13 protein-coding genes are annotated in these 16561 nt (G+C 64.8%); 9 read left to right on the top strand and 4 right to left on the bottom strand.

Annotated features, from left to right (window positions below; translation table 11 throughout):
- The first annotated feature begins 93 nt into the window (after positions 1-93).
- Complete coding sequence (gene soxR / locus AC07Z7_RS12115) at positions 94-600, top strand: redox-sensitive transcriptional activator SoxR (RefSeq protein ID WP_494766376.1); 507 nt, start codon at positions 94-96, stop codon at positions 598-600.
- Between the two features lie 161 nt (positions 601-761).
- The gene (locus AC07Z7_RS12120) at positions 762-1784 is read left to right on the top strand and encodes an OmpA family protein (RefSeq protein ID WP_494766377.1); all 1023 of its coding nucleotides are present in this window, start codon (positions 762-764) and stop codon (positions 1782-1784) included.
- Between the two features lie 767 nt (positions 1785-2551).
- Here the strand turns inward: AC07Z7_RS12120 and AC07Z7_RS12125 are convergent.
- A complete protein-coding gene (locus tag AC07Z7_RS12125; RefSeq protein ID WP_494766378.1) occupies positions 2552-5725 on the bottom strand; it encodes a WD40 repeat domain-containing protein in 3174 nt (1057 codons plus the stop codon).
- Positions 5726-5828: 103 nt separating this feature from the next.
- On the opposite strand from AC07Z7_RS12125, the gene AC07Z7_RS12130 reads away from it, so the two are divergent.
- Complete coding sequence (locus tag AC07Z7_RS12130) at positions 5829-6764, top strand: M14 family metallopeptidase (RefSeq protein ID WP_494766379.1); 936 nt, start codon at positions 5829-5831, stop codon at positions 6762-6764.
- A gap of 24 nt (positions 6765-6788) precedes the next feature.
- On the opposite strand, the gene AC07Z7_RS12135 is transcribed toward AC07Z7_RS12130, so the two are convergent.
- Positions 6789-7328 (bottom strand): DUF924 family protein, encoded by a 540-nt coding sequence (locus AC07Z7_RS12135; RefSeq protein WP_494766380.1) that lies wholly within the window; start codon positions 7326-7328, stop codon positions 6789-6791.
- A gap of 119 nt (positions 7329-7447) precedes the next feature.
- The gene (locus AC07Z7_RS12140; protein ID WP_494766381.1) at positions 7448-8329 is read right to left on the bottom strand and encodes a DMT family transporter; all 882 of its coding nucleotides are present in this window, start codon (positions 8327-8329) and stop codon (positions 7448-7450) included.
- A 265-nt stretch (positions 8330-8594) separates the two neighbouring features.
- Here AC07Z7_RS12140 and AC07Z7_RS12145 point away from each other — a divergent pair, with 265 nt between their 5' ends.
- Together AC07Z7_RS12145 and AC07Z7_RS12150 are read left to right on the top strand one after the other, a co-directional pair.
- A complete protein-coding gene (locus AC07Z7_RS12145) occupies positions 8595-8918 on the top strand; it encodes a DUF6916 family protein (RefSeq protein WP_494766382.1) in 324 nt (107 codons plus the stop codon).
- Between the two features lie 76 nt (positions 8919-8994).
- Positions 8995-9477: a GNAT family N-acetyltransferase gene (locus tag AC07Z7_RS12150; RefSeq protein WP_494766383.1), complete on the top strand. Its 483-nt coding sequence runs from the start codon at positions 8995-8997 to the stop codon at positions 9475-9477.
- Positions 9478-9547: 70 nt separating this feature from the next.
- Here AC07Z7_RS12150 and AC07Z7_RS12155 read toward each other — a convergent pair whose 3' ends face one another.
- Positions 9548-9817 (bottom strand): DUF6916 family protein, encoded by a 270-nt coding sequence (locus AC07Z7_RS12155; protein WP_205734093.1) that lies wholly within the window; start codon positions 9815-9817, stop codon positions 9548-9550.
- 371 nt (positions 9818-10188) lie between these two features.
- Here AC07Z7_RS12155 and AC07Z7_RS12160 point away from each other — a divergent pair, with 371 nt between their 5' ends.
- The 4 genes from AC07Z7_RS12160 to AC07Z7_RS12175 all read left to right on the top strand — a co-directional run bounded on the left by AC07Z7_RS12160 (position 10189) and on the right by AC07Z7_RS12175 (position 16428).
- Positions 10189-10695 (top strand): phage tail protein, encoded by a 507-nt coding sequence (locus AC07Z7_RS12160; RefSeq protein WP_494766384.1) that lies wholly within the window; start codon positions 10189-10191, stop codon positions 10693-10695.
- A gap of 4 nt (positions 10696-10699) precedes the next feature.
- Complete coding sequence (locus tag AC07Z7_RS12165; RefSeq protein WP_494766385.1) at positions 10700-11194, top strand: phage tail protein; 495 nt, start codon at positions 10700-10702, stop codon at positions 11192-11194.
- 24 nt (positions 11195-11218) lie between these two features.
- Positions 11219-11737, top strand: coding sequence for a phage tail protein (locus AC07Z7_RS12170; RefSeq protein WP_094287260.1), 519 nt, complete (start codon positions 11219-11221; stop codon positions 11735-11737).
- Positions 11738-11808: 71 nt separating this feature from the next.
- Positions 11809-16428, top strand: a complete 4620-nt coding sequence (locus tag AC07Z7_RS12175; RefSeq protein WP_494766386.1) for a DUF7948 domain-containing protein — start codon at positions 11809-11811, stop codon at positions 16426-16428.
- Positions 16429-16561 lie beyond the last annotated feature (133 nt).

A 16561-nucleotide genomic window follows, 5' to 3' on the forward strand; every position in this document is an offset into this window, starting at 1 on the left:
CTTGCGGGGGCTTTGCGGGGCAGTGGGTGAAAGTATCAAACCTCAAGTTATATTGAGGTCAATACCCCGCCCAATAACCGCAAAGGAACTGATGTGAAACTTGCCAAGACTCCCATCGCCACGGCCAGCGTGGTAGTTGACGGTCAGGCTGACCTGTCGGTAGGCGAGGTCGCCAGCCGCAGCGGTGTGGCCGTGTCGGCTCTGCACTTCTACGAATCGCGCGGACTCATTGCCAGCGTGCGCAACGCGGGCAACCAGCGCCGGTATCCGCGCTCGGTGCTGCGGCGCGTGGCCGTGATCAAGGTGGCGCAGCGCATGGGCGTGCCCCTGGCCGCCATTGCCCAGGCCTTGCAGGCACTGCCCGCAGGCCGCACGCCCACGGTGGCCGACTGGCGGCGCCTGTCTGCCCGCTGGCGCAGCGACCTGGACGAGCGCATCCGCACGCTGACGGCGCTGCGCGACCAGCTCGACGGTTGTATTGGCTGCGGCTGCCTGTCGCTCAAGGTCTGCCCGCTGCGCAATGCGCAGGACACCCTGGCGCAGGAAGGGCCGGGCCCGCACTTTGGCGGGTGCGACAAGGCTTCCTGCGCCAGTCCGTGATGTTTTGCGCGAAAGGCGCGTGTGGCGGCCACGGGATGCGCGCGTGCAGGGTGGTGTGCCGCCAGGGCCTCCCCTATCATGGCTGCGGCCCGCCCTGGCTGCGCCGTGCAGTGCGGTGCACAGGGCCAGTTTGCAACCGTGCCGCCAACCGGAGAGCGTTCATGATCAAGACACTGTTTCGCCAATGGGGCGCATCGCTGTGCCTCGGCTTCCTGGCCCTGGCCAGCCAGGCACTGGCCGCAGCGCAAGACCTGCCCGGCGCCAAGGACCACCCGGCCGTGAAGCGCTTTGGCGGCAGCACCATCGTGGGCTACGAGGTGCGCAACTTCGACGCTGTGGAGTTCCAGACCTCCACCTTCAAGGAGTTTGACCTGCAGGCCTACCGGCGAATCTATGTGCAGCCGCCCCTGGCGCTCGAAGGCAAGCTCACCCGCCTGTGGTACGAAGCGCCGGGCGCCACGCGGTCGCTGGAGCTGTTCCGCAACTACGCGAACGACCTCACGTCCAGCGGTTTTGCGGCGCTGTACGACTCCACCCGCGACAGCGCCGCCGGCAGCTACACCAACTTTCTGGCCAGCCTGAGCAGCGGCCGTCGCGATTTCGTCAAGAACAACCGCAGCGAATACGTGATGTACGCGGCCAGCGCCAGCAGCCTGCGCACCGGCACCTTCCAGAAGGGCAACACCACCGTGCGCCTGATCGCCATCGACTGGCCCAAGGACGAGCCCACCTACAAGGCCAAGCAGGGCGCCTACATTGCCGTGGACATCCTGGAGACCCAGGCCATGGAGCAGAAGATGGTGGTGGTCAGTGCGTCCGACATCAGCAAATCCATCACCGCCAATGGCAAGGTCGCCATCTACGGCATCCTGTTCGACACCGGCAAGGCCGACGTGAAGCCCGAATCCAAGCCCTCGCTGGAGCAGATTGCCGCCTTCCTCAAGGCCGAGCCGACCGTCAAGCTGCACGTGGTGGGCCACACCGACAGCGTGGGTGGGTTTGACAGCAACCTGGCCCTGTCCAAACGCCGGGCTGATGCAGTGGCTGCGGCGCTGGTCAAGGACTATGGCATTGCCGCCAACCGCATGGTGGGCAACGGCGTGGCTTCGTTGGCGCCTGTGGCGAGCAACAGCAGCGATGAGGGGCGGTCGAAGAATCGGCGGGTGGAGTTGGTGCTGCAGTAGGGGCGTGTGCGGTCGTCTGCCGAGCGGCGTTGGTTCCGAGCGTGTTGGGTGAGCGAGGCTTGTTCTACCCGGCAGGAATACTCGGTCGTTGCAGTGAGGGATGCCTCCTTCGCCCAGCGTTAGAGGTCAACCGCAAACTCCGCTTCGCCAGAAGACACAGACACGTATGGTGCGGCTTGTTTAAATGGTGTGCGCAGCTCCACTGTGTGCGCACCATTCACCTGAAGGTACGCGACACCTCTGTCAAACCGGATTCGAACTTTCCAAACCGCATGCAAAGGAATGTTTGCGATTGACTCGACCTTGACTTCCTTGCCACCAACGACCAAGCGGTATCCGATGACAAGCGAGTCGTCCGTTGAGCGGTTTCGGACGGCTAGGACTTGGAGGCTATTGGTTCGATCCGGGCCCTCTTGAATGCCGATGTACGAGGCGGTTGGCCACTGGGGCGAACCAGCGAAGGTAACCAGCTTCGCCGTGCCGCTGAATGTGACTGTCGCTGACGGAGCCGCAAGCGTACGGGCGTCAAATTGACCAGGTTTCGCCACAAGACTGAACGAAGCACTCCATGCGGGGGTTGCACTGATGGCGAGAAGTAAGACGAATGTGCGAAACAGGGGCACGGCATTCACCTCGAAGGTAGCGTTTCTCGCTGCGCCTGCTGGGTAAGCTGGACGGCGATCTAAATGTAAAAAAAGTCCGTGAAACCCCTGAGGGAAGCACCGAGCGAAACTATAGCGAGCGAACCAGTGAGGTGTGAGCACCCCCTACCACCGCACCGGCCCCGCCTCATCCCCCCAGAAAATCCACCGGCTGGTCTCCACATACGGCGAAGTCCCAATCGAATACGGGTCCATCCCCGCCTCGCTGCGCTCCAGTCGCACCAGGTAGCCGCCGTAGCTGGCGGCCCACAGCACGCCGCCGTCGGGGGCCATGTCCATGCCGCTGAGGGTGCTGCCGATGTGGTGGCGCCACAGGGCTTGGCCGTCGTCGCTGATGGCGTGCAGGTAGCCGTCGGCGTCGCCCAGAACGACCAGGCCGGGCTGGGTGGCCGAGGCGTAGACGCGGCAGCGGCCGTCCAGTGTGGGCAGGTCTTCTGCGTCGGATGGGGTGGGCTGCGGCGCGTCTTGCTGCCCCTGCTCAGCGAGCGGCGACAGTGGCGCGAGCGGCACCGACAGCGTGCTGCCCCAGTACAGATGGCAGGAGTTGGCGAACAGGCGTGTGCCGTCGTGCGAGAACACCGCGTGGTGCGGGTAGGACGATTGCGGGTCGTACTCGGCCACCAGGGTGCCCTGGGCGTCGAGCAGGATGTGGCTGCTGTCCTGGTCGCCCACGGCGATGCGGTGTTCGTCGGGCGAGAGGGCCATGTGCAGCATGTCGAGGGCCAGCACGGTGACGGTCTGGCCGCCTGCCTCTTCGTCCATCTGGTTCTTGGGCCAGGTGTAGGGGCCGTCTTCGTCAAAGGTTTGCGGGTGCAGGCGTTGCACGCAGCCACCGCCACTGCGGCCATCGCTGCCGCCGCTCTCCGTGGGGGTGAGCAGGTAGATGCCGGTCGGGTTGCGCAGCAGCACGCGCTGGCCGTCGTTGAAGGGGATGAGTTCGTCGCAGCGCTGCCCCAGCGGGCCGGGCGCCACGGGCACATGGGGTGGCAGGCCTTCGTTGCCACGGGGCAGGGCAAAACGCGCAATCACCGGGCCGCCAAAGCCCTGGTGGGTGGTGATCTGCTGGCCGTCGCTCTGGGCAAAGATGTGCCGGTTGTGGGAGCGGCCCAGGCCGCGCAGCGCGGGCAGCGGCTGGTGGTGCGGACCCTGCACGGCCACCCAGTGCGCGGTGTCGTCGTAGGCCGCGCCAATGCGTGCCACCACACGGCCGTCGTCCAGCGCAAACACCGGGCCGATAAAGCAGCCTGCATTGGCCGCGCGCTGCACAAAGGCATCGGGGGCAAACGCAAAACGCTGGCGAAAGCGCTCGCCCAGGTCGGCATCGGCATGCCGGTGCACCACGCGTGCCAGCTGCAGCACGGTGGGGGCGGCGGCCTTGCGCGGGTCGGGGGGCAGGGGGTTGTCTTCTTCCTCGCCGTCGTCATTCTCGCCGTCAGCCGCCGCCGCTTCGCTCGCCGTGGGCTCGGGGCTGTCTTGCGCCAGCTGGTATGCGCGCACGGCGGCCACATAGGCCTGGCCGTCGGCCTGCCACCGGGCCGAGAGTTCCATCAGCTCCAGCGGAAAGACCGCCACATCGGGCACATCGGCCGCCAGGGGCGGGGTGGCGAGCAGGTGCACGGCTGCCTCGATGCGCTGGGCCTCGGCCTGGCGGGCGGCCTCTTGCTCGGCCTGGGCGCGGACGCGGGCCTCAACAGCGCCATAAATGCGCAGCAGGCGGGCGATGTGGTCGGCCGCGCCCCGGGGCAGGGGGGCGCGGCTGTCGCTCTGGCGCTGCGCGTAGGTGAACTCGACCACCGCAGGCCCTTCGCGGGCCTCGTCGATGTTGATCTGGTAGGCGCTGTGGGCGTTGTCTTCGTCATCGCCCGGTGCGTCGTCGCCGTTGTGCCAGCTGAGCTTGAGCGCGCGGCCCCAGGGCTCGCCGTCGTGCATGCAGGGCTGGCGGGCGCCCACCCAGATGTCGCCCTCCCACCAGCCGTTGCGGTCGCTGTCCCACCAGTCGTTGTACTGGTCGGTGAACACGGGCAGGCTGGTGAAGCGCTCGATGTGCTCCGCCGTCAGCGTGGTCACCAGACGCTGGTGGAGCGGGTAGCGCGCGCGGTGCTGGCCCACGGCCTTGCGCACGTAGTCGAGCACACCGCGCCAGGCGGTCTGGCAGGCCTGCCAGGCGTCGGGGTCGGTGTCCTCGGCCAGCGCCTGCCATTCGCCGGGTTCGCCATGGCTGTAGCGGCGGTACAGCAGCGTGAGCTGCGGCGTGGTGGGCACGCTGCGGCGCAACACCGTGGCCGCCAGCCGCTGCAGCAGGCCCTGGGGCGCAGGCGTCTGCTCGACCGAGAGGTAGAAGTCCCAGGTTTTCCAGACGGTGATGAACACGTTGTCGTCGCGCTGGTCACCGACTTCGTCCACATGCCGCTGGCAGATCGAAAAGTCGGTCTGTTGGAACCAGCCATAGGCCTTGTGCTCCTTGTGCGCGATGACCGGCGTGTGCACCACGGCCAGGATGTTTGGCACGCTGATGCTGTTGTCGGCGCACAGGTCGTGTGCCAGCGGCCAGGCGGCCTGGATGTTTGCGCTGCTGTGCACCGCGCTGTCGCCAGCCCGCACGGCGGCCACCACCTGGGGGCGGTCCAGCATCGCGGCCAGACCCTCTTCGCCCGACGTTGCCCCATGAAGGAACTCGGGGGCAAACACGGCGCCCAGCACCTCGCACGAGAACTCCGCCAGGTGCGGAACGGGGCGCACCTCGTCCAGCAGAAACTCCACTTGCTCGGGTGCTGCGATGTGCAGGTGGTATTCGTCGGTGAACAGCGCCACGCGGGCCTGCAGCCCACCGTGCACGCGCAGCTCGCCATGGTTGTAGTGGCCCCACAACAGATCTTGCACCCGCAGTGCGCCCTGCACATGCACCAGCTGCCCGCCGATCACGGCGTTGTGCGCCTTGGCGTCGCCGGTGACGATGAGGTGGGTCGTGCCGTCGGTGTCGTCGCAGGTGAGCGCGCCGTCGATGCGCAGGTGGCCGTCCACCAGGATGAGAAAAAGCGAGCGGGGGATGGGCGTGTTGTCCGCGCCGGTTTGCAGGCCTTGCCACCAGCGGCGCTGCGGGCTGCCGCTGGCCAGGGGGGCGTCCAGGTGCAGCTCGGGCCATTGCACGTCGCCGGTGATCCACAGCACGGTTTCATCGGACAGCGCGGTGGGGTCCTCCGCCAGGCGCTCGGCCATCCAGCAGTCGGCGGGGATCAGGGCGGCCACATCGGCCAGCGGGCAAAGTCGGGCAGTGGGCATCGGGTGTTGAAGTGGTGGTGCCAGTGGCGGGGCATCGTACACGCAGGCCACGCGGTTTCTGCTTTGCGCAGACAATGATGTGTTGTCTTATCAATTGCTCTCCATGTCCCAGAACCCCCCTGTTTTTGAAGTCCTGCCCCGCGATCTCTCGGCCTACCGTCAGGGCAATGTGGGCATCGACTATGTGCACCGTTTCGAATCCGGCAAGCCCGGCCCCCATGTGCTCATCAACGCCCTCACGCATGGCAACGAGATCTGCGGCATGGTGGCCGCCACGCACCTGCTGGACACGGGCGTGCGCCCCCTCATCGGCACGCTGACCATCAGCTTTGCCAACGTGGCCGCCTACGAGTCGTTTGACCCGAGCCGCCCGTTTGAAAGCCGCCAGCTGGTGCACAACCTCAACCGCGTGTGGTCTGCGGCCGAGCTGGACGGCACCACAGACAGCCCCGAGCTGCAACGCGCCCGCACCCTGCGTCCGGTGGTGGCGGCGGCCGACCACATCCTTGACATCCACTCCACCAGCCAGGATGTGCAGCCGTTCTGGGTCTACCCCGCCTACCCGCGCAACGCCGAGGCCGCGCTGGCCCTGGGCCGCCCGCCCGTGCACCTGGTGATGCCCAGCGGTCTGGGCTCGGGCACGCCGCTCATCCAGCATGGCCGCCACGGCCAGGCTGATGGCTCGGGCGTGGCCCTGGTGGTGGAGTGTGGCCAGCATTTCCTGCAATCGGCCGCCGATGTGGCCACGGCGGTGGCGCAGGATTTTCTGGCGCACTTTGGCCTGATCGCCCCGCTGGCCGACCGGCCCGCGCCCGAGGCACAGCGCCGCTACGAGCTGCTGGAGACCTGCATGGTGCGCACGGCAGACTTCCGCTTCACGCGGCCCGTGCAGGGCTTTGAGGTGTTTGCGCAGGGCGAACTCATCGCCACCGATGGCCCGCACGAGATCCGCGCGCTGTGCGACGACTGCACGGTGATGATGCCCACGCGCGAGCCCATCGTGGGGCGTGAGGCGGTGTACCTGACCCGGCCGATCTGACGGGAGCGCAACGCGCCCGGTGGTTCAGAACGACGAACCGGGCTGCTGCAAGAACGCCAGCTCCTCGGGCGTGGAGCTGCGCCCCAGCACCGCATTGCGGTGCGGGTAGCGCCCAAAGCGCGCAATGATGTCGCGGTGGCGCACCTCGAACTGCAGGTTGTTTTCCAGCCCCGGCTGGTCAAACAGCACCAGGGCCTGCGCGTGGATGGCGGCCGACTCGCTGTGCATGTAGGGCATGTAGGCAAAGGCGCGCTGCGCGGGCGTCAGCGCAGCATCGTGGCCCCCGGCCACCAGCTCCTGGGCCAGCGCCAGGGCCTGGGCGTCCTGCGCAAACGCCAGGGGCGAACCCCGGTGCAGGTTGCGCGAGAACTGGTCCAGCACCAGGATCTCGGCCAAGCGCCCCAGGGGCGTGGCGCGCCAGGCCCACAGCTCGCACTGCCGCGCGGCCTGCCAGGTGGCGCCAAACCGGGTGCGGATCTGCGCGTCCAGCGCGTCGCTTTGGGCAAAGTGCTGCGCGGGCGTGAGTTCTTCAAACCAGAAGTGCAGGATGTCGTGGGCTTGCATGGGCTGGGTGTCCGGTTTTATTGAGAAAATGGGCCGTTTCCGCGCTCTGGTATTCTCTTGTTTGCTATTCAATTTATAGCATTTTGTACGCAGGCAACTGTGCAGCGGCGGCGCCGTTGTCAGGGTGGCACCACGGCCTGCGTGCGCTCCTGGCGCACCAGATACAGGCCGCTGCCGATGATGATCGCGCCCCCGAGCAGCGTGCTGTAGCCCGGCACGGTCTGCCACAGCACCCAGTCCAGCCCCATGCCCCAGGCCAGGGCCGTGTATTCAAACGGCGCCACCACCGACGCCTGCCCGTGGCGGAACGCCTCGGTGATGGCCAACTGGCCCGCAAAACCGGTCACGGCCAGCCCCGCCACCAGCGGCCAGTGCGCCTGGGCCACGTCCACCCACTGCGGCCAGGCCAGCGTGCCCGCGCCCAGCGCCAGCAGGGTGGTGGTCCAGAAGACCAGGCTGGCGCTTGAATCGGTGCGCGTGAGCAGGCGGCCCGTGATGGCCGACACCGCATAGCAGCCCGCCGCCGCCAGCACCGCCAGCGCACCCAGGGTAAAGAACGCCTCCTGGCTGGGCCGCAGCGCCACCAGCACGCCCACCATGCCCAGTGCAATGGCCACCCAGTGGGCGGCGCGCACGCGTTCGCGCAGCACCACGGTAGACAGCGCGGTGATCAGCAGCGGCGCGATGAAGAACAGCGTGTAGGCCTCGGCCAGTGCCAGCTCGCGGATGGCAAACGCAAACAGCGCCAGCATGGCCACGTTGAGTCCGCCGCGCAGCAGGTGCAGCGGCCAGCGCACCTGGAGCAGCCGGGGCACCTCGCCACGCCACAGCGCATAAAGCGCCACCAGCGGCAGCGCGGCCCAGCCCCGCAGTGCGGCGACCTGCATGGCCGGGTAGTGGGCGGTCAGCGTTTTGAGCAGCGCATCCATCAGCGAGAAGAAGCCCACAGCGGCCACCATGGCGACGATGCCGCGCAGGTTGCCGGAGGAGGTGGTCAGCATCGGGGCGGCAGTGGTTGTGGGTGGGGTCATGCTGGAAACAAAAATCGAGGGCCAGACGGGCGCGTCGCGTGGCGTGTTGAGTGGGGACACGGTGCCAGCGCTCGAAAGTGTAGGCGAGGGGCGTGCTCTATGCTTATCGTCAAGAGCTTGGCGACGCTCTGGCACCTGCATGGGCGCCCCCCTCGCTATACTTCTTGGGCTCCACCACAAGGCAATGTGCGGGTGGCTGGGGTGTATTGTTACTGCTGAAAATTGGAGCTTTGCCGTGTTGGAACCCGCCTTGTACGCTCGCCAACTGACGTGGGTTGATGCGCAGCGCTTTGTTGGCCAGCAGATTCTGGCCATTGCGCCAACGGCGGCCGGCCCAGTCGATGTGAAACTGGAAGTCAGTAGTGTCGTCGAGTCTCCCGCTGCACCAGGTGTCCACCAGTTCGCCATCTGTTTTGAAGGCCCGGCAGACAGTTTTCTTGCCCAGGGAACCTATCAACTGCGGCATGCCGAGTTGGGCGATTTTGCTGTGTTCATGACTCCTATTGCACGCTCGCCTGCTGGGTTCGCATACGAGGCATGCTTTTCGCATGTGGTGTGAGTGGGGTCTGTCACCCCTGCCGATGGGGATGCGGCTAAGAGCTGTCGGCGAAGAGGATCTACCTTTTCTACGTGCCTTGTACCGCACCGTGCGGGACCCGGAACTGGCGATGACTGTTTGGACGGAGTCACAGAAGCAGGCGTTTTCTGATTCGCAGTTCGCGCTGCAGGACAAACACTACCGTTCTCACTACCCGGGGGCGCTGTTCCTGGTGGCGGAGTACGAGGGAGAGCGCGTTGGCCGCCTGTACCTGGGAACGGCACCGGGCCCGCTGCGCCTGATGGACATTGCGCTTATGCCCGCCGCGCGCGGACGCGGGTGGGGGGCTGCCCTCGTGCACGCAGTGCTTGAGCGGGCGGACCGAGAAGGCCGAGAAACTCTCTTGTTTGTGGAAGCGAGCAACCCTGCCTATGGCTTGTATGTGCGCGAGGGCTTCGTGCCTGAAGCGGTTGAGGCCATCTATGTGCGCATGCGGCGCCCGGCCAGTCAGGTCTGGTCACAGGGCGATGTGCCCAAGTCCCAATTGCCACCAGAGAACCCATCGAGATTGCCCGGATAGGGCGCTGCAGGGTATGCATGGGCTGTGCGGCTGCGGCACCGAGAGAGATAGCAAGAAATGTGGCGGCGCTCTAGACAGGCTGGTGGCGGTTGAACACAGCTTCCAACTCAAAGCCCGCAGCATCATTGGGGCTTACAAAGATTGCGTGGCTGCCGAGGGCTGGGTGAGAAACATCCCAGGTGTCCTGCTTCAGCGGCTGATGCTCTGTGGCCTGGAAGACCAGCCGAAAGCTGGCTTCACCATCATTCGCCCCTGGTAAAGGGCTGGCCAGTTGCAGTACCGCCGTGGCTCGGAATCCATCGGCTTTGCGAAACTCAAACGTCTCGCCGGTCAGCGGCACGAAGTGGCTACGCAGCAGCGTGGCGGGGTGGGGGGTGTACTGTTGGGGCCGAGAGGTGGTTGCGGCATGGGCCAGTCCCGCAGATGCTGCGGCGTGCGCTAGGCCAGCAGCTTTGAGAAGAGTGCGTCTTTGTGGATTCATATTGAAGAGGCTGACAGCGTCGCGTCGGTTCAGGGCACTGACACGCTGCGGCGATCTTGCCTCAGTTTTTGTTGCGGCGCCACATTTGTCTTGCTCCTGTGCGCGGACCATCCTATATTCGGCGCCGCGCGTTGCGCTTAGATGATCGACGCGCCGGTTCGTTTTGGCGGGCCTATCTCTGACAGTTATCCCCCCTCAATGTCATCGGCCCTTCGGGCCTGCTGCGCTTCATGGCACAACCTTACGTTGGCGAAATACGCATGTTCGCCGGAAATTTTGCTCCTGCTGGCTGGGCTCTGTGTGAAGGGCAGTTGCTGCCAATCTCTGAGAACGATACGTTGTTTCAGTTGATCGGCACCACGTACGGCGGTGACGGGCAAGCCACCTTCGCCGTGCCTGATCTGCGCGGGCGTATTCCGATTCACCAGGGCAACGGCTACATCCTCGCGGAGACGGGCGGTGCGGAAGAAGTCACACTGACCGTGAACCAGATTCCCAACCACAACCATGTGCTGAGAGCATCGACCGGCACGGGTTACGTGGCTTCTCCTGTGGGGGCGTTGCCCGCCCGACACCGCGACTACAAGGCGTTCGTGAATGCAGTCCCCGCAGCGCAGAACATGCATTTTGGAACGCTGCCGCCGGTTGGTGGCAGCCAACCGCATGAGAACAGGCCGCCCTTCCTGTGCGTGAACTTCATCATCTCGCTTTTCGGTATTTTCCCGTCTCCCACCTGACGCTATGGCAGAACCTTTTCTCTCCGAGATTCGCATTGTCTCGTTTGCATTTGCGCCCAAAGGCTGGGCCCTTTGCAATGGCCAGCTTCTGCCTATCAACCAGAACCAGGGGCTGTTTTCATTGCTGGGCACGACCTTCGGCGGTGATGGTCGCGTGAACTTCGCGCTGCCCGATTTCCGGGGGCGTATGCCGATTCATGTCGGCCAGAGTCATACGCTTGGTGAGCGTGGTGGTGAGGAGGCTCACACCCTGTCAATCAATGAATTGCCGATGCATACCCATGTGCCCCTAGCGACCTCCGCCACGGGGCGTGCTACGGGGCCAGCTGGCAATGTCTTCGCCGCATCCCGTGGCAGCTATGCGGCATCGGCCACAACGTCCGTCCGCGCAGACGCCATTACGTCTGTGGGAGGCTCTCAGGCGCACCTGAACCTGCCCCCATTCCTGACCTTGAACTTTGTGATCGCGCTGCAAGGCATCTTCCCTTCGGCAACCTGATCGATCTACGAGAGAACACTTTCTATGGCCGACCCCTTTGTTGCTGAAATCCGTATCGTACCTTTCAATTTCGCTCCCAAAGGGTGGGCATGGTGCGATGGGCAACTCCTGCCCTTGTCGCAGAACACGGCTTTGTTTTCGTTGCTGGGTACCACTTATGGTGGCAACGGCAAAAGCAACTTTGCCTTGCCTGACCTGCAAGGGCGCGCTCCCATGATGCCGGGGCAAGGCCCGGGCCTGTCGCTTTATGACCTCGGCCAAACGGGCGGCGCGGAAAGCGTGAGTTTGCTGGAATCAGAGATACCTTCTCATACCCACATGCTGCGCGGCGGTGACGCGTCAGGGCCGACTGTGGCAGACCCCACAGGCGCCAGCCTGGGGGCATCGCCTGCGCGTGCTTATGCCAGCGTGTCTCCAAGCGAGCCGATGGCGAGTGAGGCTGTGAGCGTGTCGGGCAACAGTCAGCCGCATAACAACATGCCGCCCTACCTGACTGCGTATTTCATCATCGCGCTGCAGGGGGTTTTCCCTCCCCGGACCTGACCTGCATAGGCCGCGCTCTCAGCTTTGCTCCCCAACCGGTTTTCTCTATCTGCCCTGTAGTGACCTCCATCATGCGTTGTTCCGTTCTGGCCCTGGCGCTCATCGTCAGCGCCATGCCTACCTGGTCGCAGACCAAACCTGTTGTGCAGCGCGAGTTCGCAGGGCGCGAAAATCGTTTTGTGGCCATGCCAGCCAGCGATGCGGCGCGGTTTCGTGCGGTGGCTGGGGGACGGCAGATCGCCTTTGATTCCACAGGCGTTGTATTGCAGTCCCGGCGTGCGCAGGCTGCGGCATCCCAGGCAAAGTCCTTGGGCATGAAGGTCGCAAATGATGGTGCCTTGCGTTATACCTTCGAGGGTACGGTGGGAGCCATTCCCCAAGGCACGCAAGCATCGCCCACGGTCTACCACTGGCTGGTGGGAGAGCGGGCGCAGTGGCAGACGGGCCTCAAGAGCTATGGCTCGGTGGTGTACCGCAGCGTATGGCCTGGCGTAGATGCCGTTTTTGCGGGGGATGCGGGAGGCTTCAAGTATCAGTTCGAGCTGACACCTGGTGCCGATCCGTTGCGTGTGATTTGGCGCGTGGATGGAGCAGACGGGGTTCGCCTCCAGCCCGACGGGTCCTTGCTATGGCGCGTGGGCGATGACCTTCTGGTGGATGCCGCACCAGTGGTGTTTCAGCCCGACGGAGGCCGCCGCATCCCCGTCGCTGCGAAGTACAGGGTGGAACAGGTCGGCGAGCGAAGCTGGCGCATCGGGTTTGGATTGGCGGCCCACGACGCGGCCAAGCCTTTGGTGATCGACCCTGCCTGGACGGGTTACTCGGGCTTGGTGGGGGGGAATGCCGATGATCAGGTGTTCTCTGTCGCCCGTGATGATGATGGCAATACCTTCGCTTGTGGCGCCACGCAATCCATGAATCTGCCCACCACGGGCGGTACCGGCGTGCGGGGGGGCGATGACGCCTTCCTCGTCAAATTCAGCCCTAAGGGCGTGGCGGAGTTCGTAACCTACCTCGGCGGGAGCGCCAATGATGCCTGCCATGGACTGGCCGTTGATGCTGGAGGCAGCATCTATCTCGCCGGCGCCACGCATTCCACGAATTTCCCCACAGCGGGAACGGATGCCAGCAATCGCCTGCGCCGCACCAAGGTACAGGACGACCGCGATGCGTTTGTGATGAGGCTCAATAGCAATGGCTCGACGCTTTCGTACTCTGGCTTCATCGGCGGTGCTGAAGACGACCAGGCCAACGCGATTGCGGTGGACGCGCTGGGCCGCGCCTACGTCACGGGCTTTTCCGTCTGTACCACCACGGCGGCGGCAGGCTGCACCACGGCTGCCCCTGCGTTCCCGGCCATTGGAGGCCCCAGCCTGAGTCACGGTGGCGACCAGGTTGGCTCGGGCGGTATGGACGCATTCGTTGCACGGGTAGCGGCAGATGGCAGCGGACTGGAGTACGCGGGTTTTATTGGCGGCAATGGCGGTGATGAAATGGGTAACGCTCTGGCGCTGTTGTCCGATGGCCGACTGGCCGTGGCAGGCGCCACGGACTCCACCGCAGGTCTGCCCAACCTGACAGGATCGCGTACCACCTTCGCGGTGCGTTCGGTCGATGCGGTGGATGCGTTTGTAGCGTTTGTCGCACCTAACGGAGCTAGTGCGCAGACGATGATCCTGACGGGCTCGCTGCCGCAAAACGGCGAAGTTGGCATGGACCGTGCGCTTGCGATCGTGGCTGCGGCTGATGGTGGGCTGTTGGTGGGCGGCGAGACCAACGCGCCTAATTTTCCGGCCAATGACAGCAATACCCGGTTCATTGCAGGGGGTGCGCAGAACAACCCGAGCGGCAACATGGACGGTTTCGTGGTCCGACTCCATCCCTCGGCCCCATTTGCGACGTACCTGGGCGGGTCGGGCTACGACCATGTCTCGGCGTTGGCGGACGATGGATCGGCGCTCTACGCCACTGGGGTTACCAGTGTGGGCACGGGGTTTCCAGTGGTGGCGCAGAGTGGCATTGCTACCGTGCGCCCCGGTCAGCAAGATGGCTTCCTCAGCAAGATTGAATACTCCTCACCTTCGACGCTGGTGTATTCGGGTTTTCTGGGGACGAGTGGGGCAGATGCCATGCATGCGCTCGCCGCCACGATGGTCGATGCCGACGCAATCCTCTCAGTTGGCGGCGTCACCACATCTGGCGCAGCGGGTTTGACGAACCCCACCACAGGGGCTGCGGCTAGCGTGGCTGCAGCCAATGGGCTGGTGCTGCGCATCGACCCCTTCGGCCCGCCGCATCGGATGGACGTGATGGCAGGCTCCCCCCAGTCCACCCCTATCGGACAGGCTTTTGCCACGCCCCTGCAGGTGCAGGTGTTTGACGTTGATTCGCGGACGCTGCCGAACGTGGTGGTGAGTTTCAGTGCACCGGGCTCTGGCGCCTCGGCCGTACTGGATTCTGGCGGTACCGCTACTACCAACTCCAGCGGGATCGCCACCCTGAACGCTACGGCAAACATGTTGGCTGGCACGTACAACATTACCGCCACGGTCGGTGCCGTGCAGGCTACCTTGGCGCTGACAAACGCCAAGGGTGCGCAGGCTGCGCTCTCGGTGTCAGCCAGCCCTGCCGGGCTGGTTTACAACGGCACCTCCACATTGTCCGTGTCGGGTGGAACCGGCACCGGGGCCGTGACCTATGCCGTGACTGCCGGGGCTTCCAACTGTGCGATTACTGGTTCTACGGTGACAGGCACTGGCGTTGGCAGCTGCACCGTGACAGCCACAAAATCATCTGACGACAACTACCTGCAGGCTACTGCAACGGTCGATTTCACCGTGAACAAGGCCCACCAGGCGCCGCTGACTGTGTCGGCTTCGCCGACCACCATCGCGCTGCACGGTACGTCCACGCTGGGCGCCGCAGGTGGATCTGGTTCGGGCGCGGTCAGCTTTGCGGTGACGGCGGGCGCGAACATTTGCTCCGTCTCTGGCAGCGTGCTCACGGGGACGGACGTGGGCTCGTGTACCGTGACTGCCACCCGCGCCTCCGATGCGCTCTACAACGAAGTCTCTGGACAGGTGGTGGTGGTGGTCACGCGGGCCTTGCAACCTGGCTGGACAGCCAGCGCTACGCCATCCGCCACCATTTCCGTCAACGGGACGACCACGGTGGTGACCTCAGGTGGTGCGGGCACTGGCGCAGTCAGTCTGGCTGTTACGGCGGGTGCTGTCTCGTGCTCGCTGGCGGGCAACGTGGTCACAGGGGTGAAGCCGGGCACTTGCACCGTGACCGCCACCAACGCGGGCGATGCGCAGTATGAGCCCGTCTCCACCACCGTGGATATCCAGGTGGATCAGGCCGCTCAGGCACCTTTGGTCGTCACGGCCAGCCCCTCGTCGATTCCTTACCTGGGTACTTCTTCGCTGAGTGTCAGTGGCGGATCGGGCACCGGAGCGGTGAGCTTTGCAGTGACGGCGGGTGCTGGGCAGTGCCAGGTGTCTGGCAATGTCCTGACCGGTATTGGCGTCGGCAGCTGCACCGTCACAGCCACCAAGGCAGCTGATACCAACTACGGCTCCGCGACTGCCACCGTTGCCGTCATGGTGAACCGGGCGGTACAGCCCGCCCTGGTGGTGGTGGCCACGCCCTCGTCGGTTGCGCTCAACGGTACGGCCACCCTTTCCACCAGTGGAGGTGCGGGCACTGGCGCGGTAACCTATGTGGTTGCATCTGGCGCGGGAGTCTGCTCCGTGGCGGGAGCGACGTTGACCGGAACGGCGGTGGGCGTGTGTGAAGTCACGGCCACCAAAGCGGCAGACCCAACCTATGAGGCAGCTACTAGCACCGCGTCTGTTTCTGTGGGCAAGGCGCTGCAGACAATCAGCTTCGCACCGTTGTCAGGCAAGGTGTTGGGAAATCCAGACTTCACGTTATCAGCGACGGCCAGCTCTGGGCTGCCGGTGAGCTTTCGTACAGACACACCGCTGGTGTGCGCTGTGAATGGCACCGTGGTTCGCTTGGTGGGTATGGGGACCTGCCGCGTGATCGCGGCGCAGGCAGGTGATGCCAACTACAACGCCGCGACTGAAGTGGTTCAGGCTTTCGTGGTGGCTCCTCCGGTGACAGCTGGCGCGGGTGTTACGGGAGCGACTCCAGCAGGCCCTGCGGCAGCCGATATTTCAACGCCTGCCTGGGTGTTTGCTGAGGCTGGTACGGGGAAGTACCAAAACGCTGGTTTCATGCCGTTGACTGGTCATCCCAAGTCACCTGCGGTACCTCCTCCTGCCGGGATGTCTTTCCCCATGGGCTTGTTTGATCTGGTGGCCGTGAGCGGCGTGCCGGGCTCGTCCTTCACCGTCAAACTGACTTACCCCACGCCACTGCCTCCCGGCACGCAGTACTGGAAGTTCGGCCCTACGCTCTCTAACGCTACACCCCACTGGTATGCCTACCCGGGAGCGGTCATCTCGGGCAACACTATCACGCTGACGGTAGTGGACGGACAGCAGGGCGATGACGATTTGCAGGCCAATGCCATCATCCTCGACCCCGGAGGCCCCGCATTGCTGGCTGCGGCTGCGGGTGGGGCAACTGCCATTCCGTCCCTTTCGGAATGGGGACGCATCGTGCTGGTGTTGCTCATGGCATCTCTCTCCTGGTGGGTGTTGCGCCAACGATTGCCCCGCTGATCGCGCGCAGGGCATTGGGGGCAGTGGTCGCCCCCGGCGGTTTCGCTCCATCAGGGTCGGACCAAATGGATCTTTGGTGATTGCTGGTAGAGCGCTGGCTGCTACCAAACATGGCGATGTATACGATCCGTAT

The sequence above is a fragment of the Acidovorax sp. GW101-11A03 genome (genome assembly GCF_059424825.1).

Excerpts from the sequence above, each read along its gene's own strand:
- AC07Z7_RS12165 (WP_494766385.1), top strand. The coding sequence starts at position 10,700 with ATGGCAGAACCTTTTCTCTCCGAGATTCGCATTGTCTCGTTTGCATTT.
- AC07Z7_RS12135 (WP_494766380.1), bottom strand. The coding sequence starts at position 7,328 with ATGCAAGCCCACGACATCCTGCACTTCTGGTTTGAAGAACTCACGCCC.
- AC07Z7_RS12120 (WP_494766377.1), top strand. The coding sequence starts at position 762 with ATGATCAAGACACTGTTTCGCCAATGGGGCGCATCGCTGTGCCTCGGC.
- AC07Z7_RS12160 (WP_494766384.1), top strand. The coding sequence starts at position 10,189 with ATGGCACAACCTTACGTTGGCGAAATACGCATGTTCGCCGGAAATTTT.
- AC07Z7_RS12125 (WP_494766378.1), bottom strand. The coding sequence starts at position 5,725 with ATGCCCACTGCCCGACTTTGCCCGCTGGCCGATGTGGCCGCCCTGATC.
- AC07Z7_RS12170 (WP_094287260.1), top strand. The coding sequence starts at position 11,219 with ATGGCCGACCCCTTTGTTGCTGAAATCCGTATCGTACCTTTCAATTTC.
- AC07Z7_RS12130 (WP_494766379.1), top strand. The coding sequence starts at position 5,829 with ATGTCCCAGAACCCCCCTGTTTTTGAAGTCCTGCCCCGCGATCTCTCG.
- AC07Z7_RS12140 (WP_494766381.1), bottom strand. The coding sequence starts at position 8,329 with ATGCTGACCACCTCCTCCGGCAACCTGCGCGGCATCGTCGCCATGGTG.
- AC07Z7_RS12175 (WP_494766386.1), top strand. The coding sequence starts at position 11,809 with ATGCGTTGTTCCGTTCTGGCCCTGGCGCTCATCGTCAGCGCCATGCCT.